The organism is Clostridium sp. YIM B02500, assembly GCF_022324665.1.
In the GTDB taxonomy this organism is placed as follows: domain Bacteria; phylum Bacillota; class Clostridia; order Clostridiales; family Clostridiaceae; genus Clostridium; species Clostridium beijerinckii.
This window is the reverse complement of record NZ_JAKGTE010000027.1, coordinates 14,996-32,442: the sequence shown is the minus strand read 5'-3', so window position 1 is coordinate 32,442 and position 17,447 is coordinate 14,996. Positions and strand designations below refer to the sequence as shown.

The 17,447-nt window shown below is 29.2% G+C and carries 17 protein-coding genes and 1 riboswitch; of the genes, 5 read left to right on the top strand and 12 right to left on the bottom strand.

What is annotated here, in order from left to right; all coding sequences use genetic code 11:
- Positions 1 to 38: 38 nt before the first annotated feature.
- Together L1S46_RS19315 and cbiQ are read right to left on the bottom strand one after the other, a co-directional pair.
- Entirely contained in the window at positions 39 to 860 is an 822-nt protein-coding gene (locus tag L1S46_RS19315; RefSeq protein WP_238900767.1) for an energy-coupling factor ABC transporter ATP-binding protein, read from the bottom strand.
- Positions 861 to 1,154: 294 nt separating this feature from the next.
- Complete coding sequence (cbiQ, locus tag L1S46_RS19310; RefSeq protein ID WP_238900766.1) at positions 1,155 to 2,063, bottom strand: cobalt ECF transporter T component CbiQ; 909 nt, start codon at positions 2,061 to 2,063, stop codon at positions 1,155 to 1,157.
- A gap of 513 nt (positions 2,064 to 2,576) precedes the next feature.
- Positions 2,577 to 2,753: riboswitch (cobalamin riboswitch) on the bottom strand.
- A 770-nt stretch (positions 2,754 to 3,523) separates the two neighbouring features.
- Here cbiQ and L1S46_RS19305 point away from each other — a divergent pair.
- Positions 3,524 to 3,682 (top strand): DUF1540 domain-containing protein, encoded by a 159-nt coding sequence (locus L1S46_RS19305; protein WP_238900765.1) that lies wholly within the window; start codon positions 3,524 to 3,526, stop codon positions 3,680 to 3,682.
- A gap of 361 nt (positions 3,683 to 4,043) precedes the next feature.
- Here L1S46_RS19305 and L1S46_RS19300 read toward each other — a convergent pair whose 3' ends face one another.
- The 3 genes from L1S46_RS19300 to L1S46_RS19290 all read right to left on the bottom strand — a co-directional run bounded on the left by L1S46_RS19300 (position 4,044) and on the right by L1S46_RS19290 (position 6,738).
- On the bottom strand, positions 4,044 to 4,193 hold the full coding sequence (locus tag L1S46_RS19300; protein ID WP_238900764.1) for a hypothetical protein: 150 nt from the start codon (positions 4,191 to 4,193) through the stop codon (positions 4,044 to 4,046).
- A gap of 906 nt (positions 4,194 to 5,099) precedes the next feature.
- Complete coding sequence (locus L1S46_RS19295; RefSeq protein ID WP_238900763.1) at positions 5,100 to 5,426, bottom strand: hypothetical protein; 327 nt, start codon at positions 5,424 to 5,426, stop codon at positions 5,100 to 5,102.
- 286 nt (positions 5,427 to 5,712) lie between these two features.
- A complete protein-coding gene (locus L1S46_RS19290; RefSeq protein WP_238900762.1) occupies positions 5,713 to 6,738 on the bottom strand; it encodes a DUF1835 domain-containing protein in 1,026 nt (341 codons plus the stop codon).
- Positions 6,739 to 7,462: 724 nt separating this feature from the next.
- Between L1S46_RS19290 and L1S46_RS19285 the strand changes: the two genes are divergently transcribed.
- Positions 7,463 to 8,260, top strand: a complete 798-nt coding sequence (locus L1S46_RS19285; protein ID WP_238859937.1) for a methyltransferase domain-containing protein — start codon at positions 7,463 to 7,465, stop codon at positions 8,258 to 8,260.
- 390 nt (positions 8,261 to 8,650) lie between these two features.
- On the opposite strand, the gene L1S46_RS19280 is transcribed toward L1S46_RS19285, so the two are convergent.
- From L1S46_RS19280 to L1S46_RS19265, 4 genes are all read right to left on the bottom strand, one after another.
- Positions 8,651 to 9,064, bottom strand: a complete 414-nt coding sequence (locus L1S46_RS19280) for a YmaF family protein (protein WP_238900761.1) — start codon at positions 9,062 to 9,064, stop codon at positions 8,651 to 8,653.
- Between the two features lie 511 nt (positions 9,065 to 9,575).
- On the bottom strand, positions 9,576 to 9,785 hold the full coding sequence (locus L1S46_RS19275; RefSeq protein WP_238900760.1) for a hypothetical protein: 210 nt from the start codon (positions 9,783 to 9,785) through the stop codon (positions 9,576 to 9,578).
- A gap of 242 nt (positions 9,786 to 10,027) precedes the next feature.
- On the bottom strand, positions 10,028 to 10,618 hold the full coding sequence (locus tag L1S46_RS19270; protein ID WP_065419069.1) for a sugar O-acetyltransferase: 591 nt from the start codon (positions 10,616 to 10,618) through the stop codon (positions 10,028 to 10,030).
- Between the two features lie 39 nt (positions 10,619 to 10,657).
- Positions 10,658 to 11,362, bottom strand: coding sequence for a hypothetical protein (locus L1S46_RS19265; protein WP_238900759.1), 705 nt, complete (start codon positions 11,360 to 11,362; stop codon positions 10,658 to 10,660).
- Between the two features lie 388 nt (positions 11,363 to 11,750).
- Here L1S46_RS19265 and L1S46_RS19260 point away from each other — a divergent pair, with 388 nt between their 5' ends.
- Both L1S46_RS19260 and L1S46_RS19255 read left to right on the top strand, forming a co-directional pair.
- The gene (locus tag L1S46_RS19260) at positions 11,751 to 12,188 is read left to right on the top strand and encodes a LytTR family DNA-binding domain-containing protein (protein WP_041898677.1); all 438 of its coding nucleotides are present in this window, start codon (positions 11,751 to 11,753) and stop codon (positions 12,186 to 12,188) included.
- A gap of 16 nt (positions 12,189 to 12,204) precedes the next feature.
- Positions 12,205 to 12,639 carry a DUF3021 family protein gene (locus L1S46_RS19255; RefSeq protein ID WP_023974599.1) on the top strand — a complete coding sequence of 145 codons (435 nt, stop codon included), beginning with the start codon at positions 12,205 to 12,207 and terminating at the stop codon, positions 12,637 to 12,639.
- Positions 12,640 to 12,810: 171 nt separating this feature from the next.
- On the opposite strand, the gene L1S46_RS19250 is transcribed toward L1S46_RS19255, so the two are convergent.
- Positions 12,811 to 13,098 carry a hypothetical protein gene (locus L1S46_RS19250; RefSeq protein ID WP_012059888.1) on the bottom strand — a complete coding sequence of 96 codons (288 nt, stop codon included), beginning with the start codon at positions 13,096 to 13,098 and terminating at the stop codon, positions 12,811 to 12,813.
- 429 nt (positions 13,099 to 13,527) lie between these two features.
- Positions 13,528 to 14,370 (bottom strand): aldo/keto reductase, encoded by an 843-nt coding sequence (locus tag L1S46_RS19245; RefSeq protein WP_023974600.1) that lies wholly within the window; start codon positions 14,368 to 14,370, stop codon positions 13,528 to 13,530.
- A gap of 308 nt (positions 14,371 to 14,678) precedes the next feature.
- On the opposite strand from L1S46_RS19245, the gene L1S46_RS19240 reads away from it, so the two are divergent.
- A complete protein-coding gene (locus L1S46_RS19240; RefSeq protein ID WP_238900787.1) occupies positions 14,679 to 16,814 on the top strand; it encodes a glycoside hydrolase domain-containing protein in 2,136 nt (711 codons plus the stop codon).
- Positions 16,815 to 16,875: 61 nt separating this feature from the next.
- Here L1S46_RS19240 and L1S46_RS19235 read toward each other — a convergent pair whose 3' ends face one another.
- Positions 16,876 to 17,409 carry a YcxB family protein gene (locus L1S46_RS19235; protein ID WP_238900758.1) on the bottom strand — a complete coding sequence of 178 codons (534 nt, stop codon included), beginning with the start codon at positions 17,407 to 17,409 and terminating at the stop codon, positions 16,876 to 16,878.
- Positions 17,410 to 17,447: the final 38 nt, after the last annotated feature.

The following is a 17,447-nucleotide window of genomic DNA, read 5'->3' as shown; positions in this document are numbered from 1 at the left end:
CATAGCTGCTTTATATATATGTGTGGAAATTTCTATTTTTAAAGCATTTCTTTAAATTCTTTTATACTTTTAGGATATGATTTTATATCCTTTAAAATATTTTTTTCTATAAGAGATTCGTAAACTTCTAACAACGTTGGTTGTTTCAAATTTGCTTGTTTTAAAATTTCCATGTTTGTAAAAATCTCTATAGGTGACCCATCTGCAATGATTTTCCCCTCATTAAAAACAAGAACTCTTTCAGCCCATCTATATGTAAAATCCACATCATGTGTAGATATTAACATTGTCTTTCCTTCTGTCCCAAGTTTCAATAAAACGTCTTCTAACATCATTGCATTTAATGGATCTAGAGCTGCTGTTGGTTCATCAAAAATTATAATTTCTGACTTCATTGCAATAATGTCAGCAATACTTACACGCTTCTTTTCTCCACCACTTAAATAATGAGGTGGACGATCCTTTAAATGAGAAATATTCATATATTCTAGTGCTTCATCCACCCGTTTTAATACTTCATCTTTTGGTAGTTTTAAATTCATAGGTCCAAATCCAACTTCTGCTCTAACTGTAGATGCAATAATTTGATTATCAGCATCTTGAAACACTATTCCTATGTTTTTTCTAAGTTCCTTTAAATTCTTTTTATTTATAACAGTATCTCTATAGATGATTTTTCCTTGTTCTGGGGTAAGTACCCCATCTACATTTAAGAAGAATGTGGATTTTCCTGAGCCGTTAGAACCAATGACAGCTATTTTCTCACCTTCATAAATATCTACATTTACCCCATTTAATGCAGACTTTCCATTTCCATAATCATAATGGAGCTCTTCAATTTTTAATATTAATTTTCTCATAATCGTTCCTTTCTAAGCACATGAAGATACATAACAAATTTAAAACTCTTCTTGTATGCAGAATAACCTCTCTTTCTAAAAAATGTTCTTATATAAAACATAACTACGCTTTCTAGATAAATGATCTTATGTGTAATATAGCTATCTTTTTTAAGAAAATGATTCTATTTGTAGCATAACTACCGTTTTTTAAAGAATGTTCTTATATGTAGCATAGCTACCTTTTTTTAAGGTGTATATTTTTCTTTGAGCTAGGCAAGGATGCAAGTGGATTTATTATTTTTTGAATGTGCCTTACCTTGCAAAACACCAAATTAAAACCAAAAACATTATAAATACTGCTGCTAAGACAATCTGCATAACTTCTACATTTTTATCTTCCTCTAAAAATACAAGGTCCCCATCATAACATCGTGATTCCATTGCATCATAATAAGCATTTGCTTTCCTAAGTGAAATGATAAGCATATTACTTGCAATACTCCCAAATGTATAGCATGAAGTTTTAAAATCACAATAACCTTGACGTGATTTTGCTGAGCTTTTCATTTTTGTAAATACATCCATTAAGATAAATATATAGCGATAAATAAGACTCATTAATTCTACAATAAGCTTTGGTACATGTGCCTTTCTAAGTACATAAATAATCTCAGAAGTTGGAGTCGATAAGGTCATCATCTGCAGAGCACTTATAGCTGCAAAAATCTTTAAAATTAAAAACACCATTTTCTTAAGCTGAGCAGTTGAAGTAAAAACATAGCCAAACCCAAGGTATAAATTGTACTGTCCTATTGGCTGCTTTGAAAAATCAATAGCAATAGTAAAAGTGCTGAGTAAAATAAACGTAATTGGAATTGCCAATATTGACAGGTATTCAGCTGCTGGAATTTTCCCTTTAATAACTGTAAGATAAGCCATTGCAATTATCACGGTAGCAGATACATATGGATTGTTAAATACAATGCATAGAACAAGCGTCAAAATTGATAAATAAACTTTAAATTCAGCATTCCAATGTCTGATTTTTGAAGCATAAGCATAGAAATCAATTGAATATCCTTCTCCATGTTTATGTCTAATTTTATGATTATGATGGGGAACTCCCTTCCTATTATCATTCATATTTTGATGTTTCCATATAAATACTAATAAGAAAATAGCCACCAGAAACACAGCACATAAAATAATTATTTTTTCCATACCTCATCTCCTTCGATTTTCTATCTATATATGTTGCAATTCACAATGCACATTTCACAGTTCACAATTACAGCTAAAATTCTTGCAATACTTTTATAATTATGATGAAGAATTATTTTTGCAATATATATATTTGCTTATGTACAAATTAACAATTAAAGTTTGCTAGTTATATATGCGTGCTATGGCATGATATGTGATTTATTATAGCTTGTCTGTAATTCTCATATATTTTTCTGCAAAATAAAAAGTCCTTCTAACAAAAGTGTTAAAAAGACATAATAACAAAACATATTTATTCATATAAAATATGTAAATAAATTTTCATTAAAACGCCCCCTCTATCACTCGTAGAGTTTAGTCACATTAAAAAGATAACAATTCGATATAATAGCTTATTTACTATCATACTTTATCGTCACATGCACATAATAATCCTCTATGAGATGCATCTATCTCATCATCTGACGAAAAATTATACATCGCTTAGACTTGCTATTTTCTTTAATGTGCCCTTTGGTGCAAAACATAGGCAGGTCTTCTGACTTAAGAATCATCATTTAAATACGCCTTCCCTATTTTTAAGTGGCATCCAATGTATTTAAACTCCTCTAATACAGCTACGGGATAGTTTAGGAATTTCACCTAATTCCCTTTTAATTAATTAAAAATCATTTTAAAAATTCAATTAAATTGATTTTAATTAAACCTACATTTTATTTATAAAATTTTTCTAATTTACATTTATATTCATAACCATAACATTTTTAGTAAAAAAAATCAATTCAATTTTCTACTGTATAGATAAACAATATATAACTTAGACTCATGCGTATACATCACCGAAATGAATAATATACTTTTGTTCCAGTTTCTAGGTAATTATGATGGGTGATTCTAAGACTATAAAGTTGCACCCAAAGTGCTGGCTTCAAAGAACAAGCGCTCACGGAGAAAGTTCTGCTTACCAAATGTAAAATTTGGAGCATCACTTTTTGGACTAGCACATTTTGAATAGTTCAAAGGAAACTCGACTCACTTCGTTCACTGAGTAATTTCAATTGACCAAATCATAGATTTGGAATTTCAATTAAGAATCACATCCATCAAAATTACAAATGAAACATTCCATATTATGACCCTTGTGGTTACAAAAGTATATCGCTCATTTCTGGTTGAAGGATATTTCATAGTGTTATCTATGGAATAAACTAACTTCAAAACTAAATTTATGTGGTAACGTACTGAAATCATAAATATTTTATTCCGAAAAGCTATGAAAATATCGCTGAAGGTTCTAAGCAGCAGGTTGTATACACTTATACCAGAAATACATATATTTTTATAACCTCAAGAGCCATAATATTCAGAAAATGTTTGAAGATGCATCTTATATATAAAGTATAAAATAAAATTTTTATCAAATAATATTATAGAAATAAGATTAAGGAGTGATTAATATGAAACATAACGAAAGCATTGGATGTTCTGTAGCAGAGTGCAAATATCATTGTAAAGAAGACGATTACTGCACTTTAGACAAAATTAAAGTAGGTACTCATGAATCTAGTCCTAAAAGTGTAGAATGTACTGATTGTCAGTCTTTCGAATTACACTAATAAAGAATCTATATTTTAACTACAGATTCTTTTTAACCTAAGAAAATAATATTATTATTAAATTCTTACTGAAAATAGAGATAGCATTCCTGGGTGTTCGCTATCTCTATTTCTTTGCTAAATAATAGAGATATTCTAAATATTCTTTCCTAATTTATCTTCATTTGCATTTCTTAATAGTATTTTTTAATATAAAAATCATCGTGTTCAATTATGCAAAATAATACGTATTAATTACCATTTCTTATGGCCCATTTAAAAATAAAATGCAGCCAACTCAATGACTGCATTCCTCATATATAATTTTTTCTTTTGCAATGGATTTATATTATTTTATCATACTACTATAAAAAGTTCTATATTATCTATCAATCAATTCTTTCTTAACATATTCATTAATAGTATATTCTTCTCCTTCAAATATCTCTGTCAAGTGTAGTATTATTTCTTGTTCTTCTTCTGGAAGATTTCTTATTGTATCTTTGATTGTATCTATAGTCACATCTTTCATAAAATAAAATCACCACCTTGATGTTATTATGAGATATTATATTACATGAATCCAAAATAATCCATAGTATAAATACTGGAAATTTGCTAATGCTATAAATGCTAATCTTTTATAGCTTGGCAGGTTGCCTAAAGACAGTAAATTAATTAATAGTTTACTGTCTTTTGTTCTTTTTTTAGGCCTGCTTAATATACTTATAATAGCTGAATATCTTTTGTATCATATATACCTAAGGGATTATATATCATATATAATCCCTCCTCGTAAAAAACTTATCAAACATAGATTTGTTAATTACATATAGATAATCCAATTATAAGTTAGATTTACACCATGAAATATATCCCAACTAGAAATAGGTAATATATTTTTGTGGAATGTTTCATTGGTAATTTTGATGGATGTGATTCTTTGGCTATAAGTTGTTCCAAATGTGCTAGTTCAAAGCTTGTTCTTTGAGGCTAGCACTTTGGGTGCAACTTTATAGCCTTAGAATCACCCATCAGAATTAACCAGAAACTGGAACAAAAGTATGTTATTCATTTCGGCGAGTTATATGCATAAGTTCAGGTCTTAGTTGGGTTATCTATATACTGCCATAATAAATTAAGCTTACTATATTAATTTATTATCTTTTCTATTTTGTAACATTTCTCTTGTTCTACAATATATTAATTAATATAATTGACATTTTCTCAATGCACATTATTTCTTAAAAGAAATAAACAGAAAATATTATCACCTTTCATGTTTATTTTTTAATATAAAAAAGCAGTAGTTGGTGACCTCCTGACTACTGCTTTTGTAAATAGAAAACAGAATTTATAAGTAAAATATGTACAAGATCAGCAGCTGCAAGCTACGTCTACTCACTACAATATTATATTTATATCTAAGTAACGCCCATTACATATCATTTAATTTGCTGTCACAACAATAAAGTTGTACTTCCCATCCTTCTAAAGGTGGATCTACTACATAATTTTCGTCAACATAACTTCTTATAAATTGCGCAGCTCTCTTCTCAGCATATTTTGCATTTAGCACATTACCGTCATCGTCCATTTCAATTACGTTAGCAAAGATTGCATATGCTTGTTCCATAGCACTTGGTTCTTCAAATATACACGAATAATCAATCCCCTCTAACAACGGATAACCTACAGTTCCATTTGCAATCCAAAATGAAAAAATTCTTAATGCTCCACTAAATGAATGACTTAATTTTTTCAAACAAATACCTCCTCCTTACACATGATCAATTCATATATTCATTGTTTATATATAGATAAACAATATATAACTTAGACTTATGTAATAACCTACCGAAAGTAAAAACATTGTTATTTCACAGGACTATGAAAATTTCGCTGAAGGTTCTAATCATCCAGTTGTATTCAATTTCGGCTTATATCCACATAAGTTCGCCTCTCATTGAGGAACCATATAACCTCTATAAATAAATTATAATATACATTGTTTCTTTACCTGATAATTAATATATTCTTTGAGTTTTATTTCAATTTATTAAATTTTTAATCTGCATTACTGTTAAACCTGTTTTTTCTGCTATGACTTCTGCATCTAAAATGTCCATAAGCTTTTTAGCTATTCTTATTCTTTCTTCCATTCTCCCTTGATTTTTAGCTTCATTTATTTTATCTCTTTCAAATTGTTTTTCAGTCTCTTTACTTCTCCAAAATGATATTGCTTCTGAATCAGTGCTCATATATTCAATTCCCTTTTGTGTTATTTTAACTTCCATTTCTCTCATTATCCCAAATTTCCCTTTGTATTCTAACATTCCAGACTTAGTGAGTTCTCCTATCCTCCAAAATATATAGTCATCAGAAATTTTCTCTTCACTATATCCCATTACACTTCCAACAATTCTTGCACATTTTCTAAATTCATTTTCTGTATACTTCAATATATTTATATCAAAATAATCTTCACTTACAGCTTGTACCTTGCCATCCTTAAAAATACGAAGTATTGAATTATTATCTTTTAATGATTCCCACTGATTAATTAAATCATGATATTCTTTATATTCAATTTTTCTTCTTATTTTTATAAATTCTTTTAGCTTCTCAGTAATAATTTCTGCTACCGCTCTATATGTATATATGATACTGTTACCCTCATAAATCTTCTCCGAAACATTTATAAAATAAATACTCTCTATTTTATTCTTCAATAATTCTAAAGCATACATCATTCCACATATATCACTACAGCATTCCCCATACCATAGATAAATTACATCTATATCCTTAATGTTTGAAATTTCTTTATAAAATTGCTTGTAAGCTCTTTTAAGATAATCAATTTCTTCCAAACGAATTCTTTCATCCTCTTTATTAATACTATCTACCCACTTTAATCTCTCACTTAAGTTTATGCCATTTTGGATTATTCCAATGGAAATATCATCAGGAAACACTATAACTTTTTTCCCTTCAAATAATTTTTTCTTTTTAACAGCATGTTTCAAACTGCCTCCCGCTGATTGCGAAAAGCATATATGTATAATACTCTCCATACTCTACCTCTAATAATTCAATATTAATTTTAAATGTATGTGTTGCAATAATAAACTTACATTTAAAATCCTAATAGGTAATGTTATTATTCCTATCAGGTCAAACTCTTAATTCAAATAAAAATATAGAAGCTCAATTACAACACATATAATTTATTTTTTAGCAAGAAGATAAAACTATGTTAACACCAATAACATTCCACCACTTATCATCTTTTGATATAATTCTTCGAACATACAACTCCATTACCGCCACTAGCTTCAAACCCGCATTTTTCAAGCATATTCTGAAGAATATATATTCTTCTCTGGTAATATTCTAAAGAATACATATTCTTCGGAATAAATATGGTAAAGAATATTAGAAAATTCTCTATTTTTTGCATATATCCTAAGTGAGCTAAGTGAAAATCAAAAGGTAATCTTCCAAGTATTATATCACAAGAAATAATATTCCAAAAAGTAATACTTTAGAAATAATTTCTTAGAAGTATTTAATTACATCAATAACACTTTGATCTTTGTATTTTAGTGTTCTGAGTATTTATTGACCATAAAATAATAACGTTATATAATCAGGCTATGGTTAAAGTGTTATTAAAAATTAGTGTCATAAGTGAACAAATATACTAGATATTTTTAAGTACTAACTTGTGGACTTTTCTCTTGAATGTGACCATGTGAATTAAGTTTAACTGATAATATTTTTTATAAGGAGATTATTATGGACTATATAAAATCTAATAAAGAGGCCTGGGAAGAAGCATTTGAACGCCGAGCAAAAGGTTGGTCTGAGGATGTATACGAAAGTTTACAAAACGAAACCTATCCATTCCTTAAGAAAGAATTGATTGAGGAATTACTTGAATTTGATTTTACTAATAAGACAGTAAGCCAATTCTGCTGTAATAATGGTAGAGAGTTGTTATCAATAATGAAGTTTGGTGCTAAACAAGGTGTTGGTTTTGATATCGCTGAAAACATGGTTTCATTTGCCAACGAAACTGCAAAAAAAGCAAAAACTAATTGCTTGTTTATAGCAACAAACATTCTTGATATTGATGAGAAATTCAATAATAGTTTCGATTTTATTTTCATAACTATTGGTGCTTTAATATGGTTTAAAGACTTGAATTTACTATTTGATAAAGTGTCCCTCTGCTTAAAATCTGGAGGAATATTAGTAATTAACGAAACCCACCCAGTTACAAACATGCTTGCTGCTTCAGGAGAAAATAATTATGATAAAGAAGTACCAAACAAGCTAGTTAATTCCTATTTTAAGGAGGACCCATGGATAGAAAATAGTGGTATGTGCTACATGAGCGAACAGTCATACAAATCAAAAACTTTTTATAGTTATTCCCATACTTTTTCGGATATTGTGAATTCATTAAGTTCTAACAAAATTGTTATTTCAAAACTTCGTGAATTTCAATACGATATGTCCACATCCTTTGCTAACTTAAACAATCTCGGTATACCTCTATCGTATATTCTCATAGCTAAAAAGCTAGATTAAATCATTAGTTTTCTAATCGATTAGCAATACTATGTAATAATAAACTCTTACTTTTTTCCAGTCGTGACTAGAGACAATAGATTAAACTTTCTGTATTAATTTATTGTCTTTTTTATGTTTGTAACATTTCTCTTACTCTACAGTATATTAATTAATATACTGGCATTCTCTCCATGCCATATTAATTTTTTTGATAGATAAACAGAAAATATTATCACCTTTCACTTTTATTTCTTAGTATAAAAGCAGTAGTTAGAAACCTCTTAACTACTGCTTCATTTATTTTATTTAATTATAACTGTATTAGTAATTTAATGTTTTTCAATTATATAATCCATTGTAACTATAATTTTATTTGAATATCTTAATTTTAAATATTATTGTTTGATTCTAACATTTTTTATCTTCTGGTACATTAGTAGGATCTTCAATTAGAGTAGTGAAAAAATAATCATGTTGATGTTCATCTGCAACTGTTGTCCTACCTTTTACTAAATGAATGTGTTTTCCACCTGGAAGATAAATAGCTGGACCAGTAGTGTCACAAATCTCGTGAAAATGATCACCAAAAGTATCTGTAAACTCAGCTACTTTATGGATATGAGTCTTTCCATATTTAATTGGAGGACCAGTCACACCAGCGATACGATGATTGTGCAATTCACCTTCATCATCTTCTTCATAATCTGTGCTTGATTCAAATTCATGATTATGCTTTTTTATCCTGTAACTTTTTTCATCATAATCCTTTTTATCGTTATAATCACATTTATTTTTATCGTAATTATAATAATTGTTTCCCATTTTCTTTTCTCCTCCGTTATTTATTATAAATCATTACAATGATACTTTCCTAATTTTATATTATGCTAATTCACATAATTTGCTATTGATTTTACAAAAAAAATGAAAGGTAGACTAAGTATTTCTACCTAATCTACCTTCACTAAACAGAGTATATGCAATTTAGTAATAATTATTATATAATGCTGATTTGATTCGTAGACGATTTTCTATCAATAACTATAATTACTCTATCTACATCTATATTTTATATTGTAGCTGTTATTCTTAATTTATTGCCTAATAATTTAAAGTGAATATAAAACCACACTAGCTCCAAACCCGCATTTTTCAAGCATATTCTGAAGAATATATATTCTTCTCTGGTAATATTCTTCAGAATAAATATGGTAAAGAATATTAGAATATTCTCTTCCTAAAAACTTAATATCAATTAAAATATTTTGCTTCAAAATTGATTCTTCATGTCACATGAGCCATGGTGAATTATACTATTTCTTATTTATAATCCTTACTCATTTTTTCTCGATTTTTCTTTCGATAAAAGATATATATTAAACAAAATTCCTAAAGCCCCAATAACACCTGATAGAATATATATCAACTCACTTGTTTTTTCCCATATTATAACTGAACTAATTATCATACACACAAATATAATCCATAAAACTGAAACGACTATGTTTATAATACTATTGTTCAAAGAATTTTTGTTAGACACAATAAGTCATCCTCCCTAAAATAATAAGATTGTCTAAAATTATTATGGTGCCAATATACCAAAATCATTAATATGAGTGTGACATTGTTTACAGGGCCAGCAATGAGAACCGAACTTATGCTAATCTCCGCCAAAATTTTCATAGTCCTATTTGCTCCATCTGACTTATGAAATTTTCACTGTAATGATCTAAATCAGATCATGCAAATATTTTTGCATGCCATAAATATCTAATTGCTTTTTCATATTTCAAATCCTGTCTTGTCCTCTTCTGTAATTTCTCTAATTACTTTACATGGTACACCCGCAGCAATTACATTGGCTGGAATGCTTTTTGTAACAACGCTACCAGATCCTATAATTGTATTATCTCCAATTGTTACCCCTTGATTTATATTAACACCTGCTCCGATCCATACATTATTTCCTATCTTTACAGGTTTTGCATAACATCCTCCTGCCACTCGTTCTTTTGCATAAGTTGCATGATTAGATGTATAAATTCCAACTCTTGGACCGAATAAAACATTATCCCCTATGTTTATCCCTCCACCATCTAACATCACGCAATCGAAATTGGCATAAAAATTATCTCCAATTGTAATATTAAAACCAAATTCACATCGAAATGTTGGTTCAAAGTGAACTCCTCTCCCAATACCTTTCAGTAACCTTTTTAATATTTCTTCTCTTTCATGCTGAGGCTTACCAAAACTATTATTATATTCATTTGTAAGAAATACAGTTTTTTCTCTTGCCTCAATCAATTCTGTCGTTAAATCATTATACATTTTACCAGATAAAATTAATTGTCTCTGTTCTTCTAAATTCATAATACCCTCCAACCATACTTTAGGATTTTTTTAATATTCTTAATTATCAAATAACAAGCTAGCTAAATGCTTTGCTTGCTTCCCACCAATCTTAAGTCCCTTGACACAATAATGACAGTAAGCGACCACTTTATCAGTAGTAATATTTTGGCAATGTTCACGCATCAACCTCTCTTGCTCTTCACTTGTTGTAGGAATAAATTTTCCATCTGCATTTTCAACAAATCGTTTCGGTGCCAACTTCAAATTTCGTTTTGGCGCTGGTGCATGCAAAGATACTCCGCAGAACTGTGTTCTTTCATAGTTCTCATCTTGCTCCACAATATCTACATTCATTTTCTTCAATAACCCACGAACAGCATCTTGCTCTGAACGGTTATCATAAGAACGCCAACAATCTTGTAATGTCATTTTTTCATGTGAATAATCTGGGAACTTAAATTCTTCATCATTCAAAATAAGTTCCCAAAGCGAAATCCTCTTCACTTCCTTCATAGTTTCTTGAAAAATAGCAGCACAATTATGACAAACATATACCATTGTACTATCCTCAGAAAACTCCTTATAATGTGGAGTAGCTCTCCAACGTGGCTGCATCCATTCCGGCATATCAGCCGTAAATTCCTCTACCTTATAGTTTCGAACACAGCACCTTATAATAGGCATATCAAATCTCTGTTTTAAATAGTCTTGAATTTTTGCGCTAAGTTCTGGTTCTTCTCTTGTAAAAGCACAGCTTGCCACATAAGTATAGTTTTCAGTATTCATAATAAAATCCCCTCCATTTATTGAAACAATCTTTATTATATTTGAATAATAAATCTTAACAATTCTAAGATTGTACTAATTTCATTATTAAAATCCAAATGACTCTAAATCTTATTATCTCTCAAATTTCATGATATAGTATTGCTTCCCATCTTAAGTAAATTATAACATATATTATTTTTTGTGAAATATATTCTATAATGATTAATCCATCAAATTGATTTTTCTTTTGATTAGCATATTTTTCAACCTATCACTCTAAAAATACAACTTACAAAGCTAGCTTTGCATCTCACTTCAAATCTATTGAATAGTGAAATTTGCTGACATATACTATAAATATAAAGCAAGGAGGGACGTGGAAATGAAAATTATTATTGAAAATATCCCTGCTGGATCGGAACCAGAAATAATAATAAAATGTAACGAGCCTGACGAATCATTACTACAATTAATTTATTCTCTCAAATCATCTTCAAAAAAGCTTATTGGATTTACAGATTTACAAATGCATATTATCAATCCTAAAGATGTATTTTATTTTGAATCTGTAGATAATAAAGTCTTCATCTACTGTAAGCAAAAAATTTTCCAATCAAGACTTAAGCTCTACGAAATTGAGTCTGAATATGAGAACAGTGATTTTTTTAGAGCATCAAAGTCAACAATTATTAATATTTCTAAAATAGAATCTGTTAGCCCAATTTTCTATGGCAAATTTGAAGCATTACTACAAAATGGAGAAAAGATATTCATTTCAAGACAATATGTTCCTGTATTTAAGAAAAAATTAGGATTATAAATAAGGAGGTTATACTATGAAATTTATTGGTTATTTAAAAAATTCTTTAAAAGATTTCTTTATATCTAGCGGATTCCTAATGATCCTTATTACAACGATTTCAGCGATTTATTCAAAGGAAACAATTGAAACTTCACAACTTTTTCAAATTATGTTATTCTCATTGGCGTATGTATTTTTTAAATTGGCTTTTATAAACAAAAACGATATTAATAAAAAAGTTCGACTAATTACTTTTAATGTTTTCTTAACGCTCTCAGAATTAATGATTTTATTATGGCTGTTGTTTTTTAGCCCAGGTAAGGTTATGAATATTAATTTACTTCTAGCATATATCTTTGCATTAGTTATAGTAAAATTTTTAGTTTATACTATGATGAGCATAAATGGCGAAAGGGAAGCAAAGCTTATAAATAAAAAATTAATTCAATACAAAAGCGAAAAAGATTAATAATATTTTTATTATCTATGTATATTATTTTAAAATTATGCTAATAATTAAAATACGTTTCCTATTTTCAATAAATAAAGAGATAGCCTTATTATCATTCACATGATCTTCTGCTATCTCTTATTTTTGTTATTCAGTAAATTTACTAAACAATAAATATTCTTTTAACAATTAACGACAATTAATATTTCTTACACAATCTAAAGCTTTTTGCTTTGTGTTTTCGCATGCTTCCCTTGCTCCCTGCTCGTATCCTTTACAGTATCCATCTTCACGTCCAGCTTCCACACCATCACAATACCCTTTATTACGTCCTTGATTATACGCATCTTCCAATGCATCTTTTCCAGGGTAATCCATTCTTGGACAGCACTCGGCATCGTCGCTAAGAGTTCCTTCGCAATTAATAGTATACATTATTCCAAGATCATCACAATCACAACACTCTTTGTTACTCATCTTTTTCTCCTCCGTAATGAATAATAAAATTAAACATTTATATTTAACAGTGTAAATTTATTTTTATATCTATTTCTTCATAGCATAGTTACACTATCATTAAGTTATGGTACATAAGAATCTCTCTACAATTCCATACTATGTATTAATTTATGATTTGCTATAAAAGAAATAATGAAAATATCAATTATCTTACTAATTTTTATCACATTTTTATTGCCGGATAATATACTAATGGAGTGGATATATTTTCATTATTAATTCTTAATCTCATACTAATGTATGATATAGAACATTGCGTTTCCTAAAAGACAAAAGCAGTAGTTAGGACCTCCCTCTCTACTGCTTTACTAAGTTTTATCACGAGAAGTGATATATATACATAAAAATAAGCAGTAGTCAGGTTACCCATTTCTACTGCTTATTTTATTAGAATTCCTCGTAAACTCTAGGATCTTGATTAGTTGTACGACCATCTTCACGAGAAAGTCCAGAAATGATTTTCATTTCATCTTCTGATAATTCAAAATCAAAAATATTAAGATTATCTAATTGATGCTCTTTTGATGATGCTTTTGGAAGTGGAATTGCCCCTAATTGTATATGCCAACGTAAAATTACTTGTGAAATGGATTTTTTATGTGCTTCAGCAATTCCAGCAATTTTCTCGTCTTTTAACATACTATTACCTCTTCCAAGAGGGCTCCAAGATTCTGTAAGTATACCATGTTCTTTATTACAAGCACGTTGCTCTTCTTGATTAAAATAAGGATGAAGCTCAATTTGATTAATACTAGGAGCTACACCAGTTTCTTTTATTAAAGTCTGTAAATGTTCTGGCATGAAATTGCAAACACCTATTGATCTAATTAAGCCTCTTTTCTTTAATTCAATCATTGCCTGCCAAGCTTCAACATATAAATTAATTCTTGGATTAGGCCAATGAATAAGATATAAATCATAATAATCTAATCCAGCCCTAAATAATGACTCTTCAACTGTATTAATAGCTTCTTTATATGAGTGATGACGACCAGGTAATTTAGAAGTAATTATAAGCCTTTCTCTTGAAACAGAGCATTTCCTTACTGCTTCCCCAACTGCGCCTTCATTTTCATAATTAAATGCTGAATCAATTAATCTATATCCTAAATCAATTGCCTCTTTGATGCTATTAGCTCCTTCTATACCATTTAGGCTGTATGTCCCAAACCCAATGCTTGGCACTTTAAGTCCATCATTTAATGAATATTCCGTAATGTTTTCTACCATAAATTATCAATCTCCTTTAAGTTTCCAATATTCTCATAAAATTTAATAATAACCTGTATTGCAATTATATTTTAACGTTTACTTTATTATAGCATATCTTTGATTCTTTACAAAAAAATGGAGAGCATAAAATTATTTTCACGCCATTGAGATTATTTTATATCTATATTTCTAATATCCATGTAGATTTTATTTTTGGTACTGCTAGCATAATAAAAATATTTCTTTAATTTTAGGTTTACATATTATTAAATTATTCTCTTATATATTATGAAAACAAAAATAAAGGAGTGATTCACTTGGATCAAATGGTATTAAAAACCCAACAATGGTTAAATGGAATTTACAAGGATAATTCTAATTACAAAATAATTCCTGAGGATGGGGCTACTGGCTGGACAACAATAACAGCACTAACAACTGCTCTGCAGATTGAACTTGGTATATCTACCCCTAACGGAAGCTTTGGCCCCGCAACAAGAAGTGCATTTGAAAATTTATCAATTGACTCTCAGCCACAAAATGACTGGTCTGAATCCGCTATTATATCTTATCAGCATAAAATATTTATTCTCCAAGGAGCATTATTCTGCAAAGGATATAATCCCGGCGGATTTACTGGTACATTTGGTACAAATACAGAAGCTGCTATAAAACAACTTCAAACTGATGCTGGATTATCTAATGCAAATGGCGTTGTTGATAGTATTTTAATGAAAGCTTTATTATCTATGGATGCTTTTCAAATGCTTACTTATGGTGAATATAAGGACAAATGTGATCAAAAAATACGTACTATTCAACAATACTTAAACAAAAATTATATTTCAAATACTTCTTTTAGTATAGATATAGGCTTAGTACCATGCAATGGAATTTATGACCGTTCTACTAATAAAGCCTTAATTTATGCTCTGCAGATTGAGGAAGGCATTTCTACACCAAATGGAGTATTTGGACCTTCAACTAAAAGTAAATGTCCTGTTTTATCATTGGGAAGTACTAAAACTAAATTTATATATTTACTACAGTTTGCTTTATATTGTAACGGTAAAGAATTTGATCCTAATGGATTTGATGGTGGTTATGGAAATGGAGTTAAAAATGCAGTTACAAAGTTCCAAAGTTTTTGCGGCTTAAATGCTGATGGAATTGCTGGAAGCCAAACCTTTGCATCACTGCTTGTAAGTACTGGAGATAACACTAGAAAAGGTACTGCCTGCGATTGTTCAACTACTATTACAGACGCAATTGCAGCTACTCTTAAAGCTAATAAATATGAAGTAGTTGGCAGATATCTTACTGGAAAATTTAGAATGACCTCATCTGAATTAAAAATTATATTTGATAATGGATTAAGAGTTATTCCAATCTTTGAAGTTGGAGGATACAAATTAAGTTATTTTTCGTATGACCAAGGTGTCTTCGATGCAGACTCAGCTATATTTGCTGCAGCCCAATTAGGTTTTACTAAAGATACAATAATATATTTTGCTGTTGATTTTGATGCACTAGATTCTGATGTAACATCTAATGTATTACCTTATTTTAAAGCAATAAGCGAAAAATTCACTAACGCAAATTCCATCTATAAAATAGGTATATATGCACCTAGAAATGTATGCAGCAGAGTGCAAAATGCCGGTTATTCTTGCAGTAGTTTCGTATGTGATATGTCTACTGGCTTTAGTGGAAATCTTGGATATCCACTTCCAAAAGATTGGGCATTTGACCAAATTTCAACCGTTACTTTACATGGCAATGCAGATATTGAAATTGATAATAATATTTCTTCTGGAAAGGATCCAGGTGTTAATAGCGTAGTTCCAGTCGATATCTTAGGAGCACTTAATGATAACAGTTTTGCAAAACTATTTGGCGTTGAATTCTCAACCCCTGATGCAGAAATAGAAATATTTAATAATGCATTTGTTAAAATCGCTATAGGAGCAGCAGTAAAAGCTGCCTTAGGAGATGACTCAAAAGTTATAAAATTTAAAGGTGGTGAATTTGATGGTGCCGATATACAAACGCCTCTTGATAATCTTAAAGCATCTTTAAATAAAGATAACATTGAATTGTCAACAATTCTTGCAAAAGCAAAAGATATGGAACTATCAATTAAAACATCAACTAATGGTACTAGTTTAAAGATTGAGCTTGAAAATTCATTTAACGTGCCTGAACATGATACATTTTCTCTTTCAGAAACTTTATCAATTGAATTTAGAGTAGATAAAGATAAATTGCTTGAAGATCTTAAACTTGCTACAAGCAGCGTAGTTGATTTTGTTAAAGAAAATCCCGCTATAGGTGTCATAATATGCATTGCAGTTGTTGCTGCTATATTACTTGCACTTCCTGAAACAGCTTTAGGTGCTGCAATTATATCTTCTTTTTCAGAATCAATTGAAGCAATTTCGGCAGTCATTGCAATTGCATAACTTTACTTTATAAAATATCAAAAACCTCCTCAAAATTGAGGAGGTTTTATAGAATTTAAAACTAAACAGAATCAGGATAACTATATTTTAATTCTAAATTTGTATTCTTAAGAATAGTATCTAAAAACAACTTCTTATCGTCCATTGAAGAAAACGACAATATAGGTATTACTAAACTTTCACCATTCATTGTAGGTATAAAAATATATTGTTCTAATAAATACAAACCTTTTATGGAGTTCCAATTATGAATTTTCTCTGAAAATCTAGTATTAGTTTTTATTCCTTTTTCTATAAATTTTAAATGCGTTGTCTCAAATGTATCTGTTAATTTATTTGTTCCATATATTCTTAGAAATCTTCTTCTTAGTGATCTGTTAAATATTTTTTTTCTAGAAAAGAAGAATATAATGTACATAATAATAATAGTTACAGTGTATAAAGTACTTCTAAGTAAAATCATCAATCCAAGCAGTATAAAAAAAGCAAGTACAGCATATGCACGAATTTGCTGTTTGTAAGTTTTTGTGTTAACAATATACTTCATATTAAAAGCTATTAATTCATCCTTTGAAATTTTAAACTCTATCTCCATAATACCTCCTATTTTGTGGCTTATTCTAATCTTAAAAG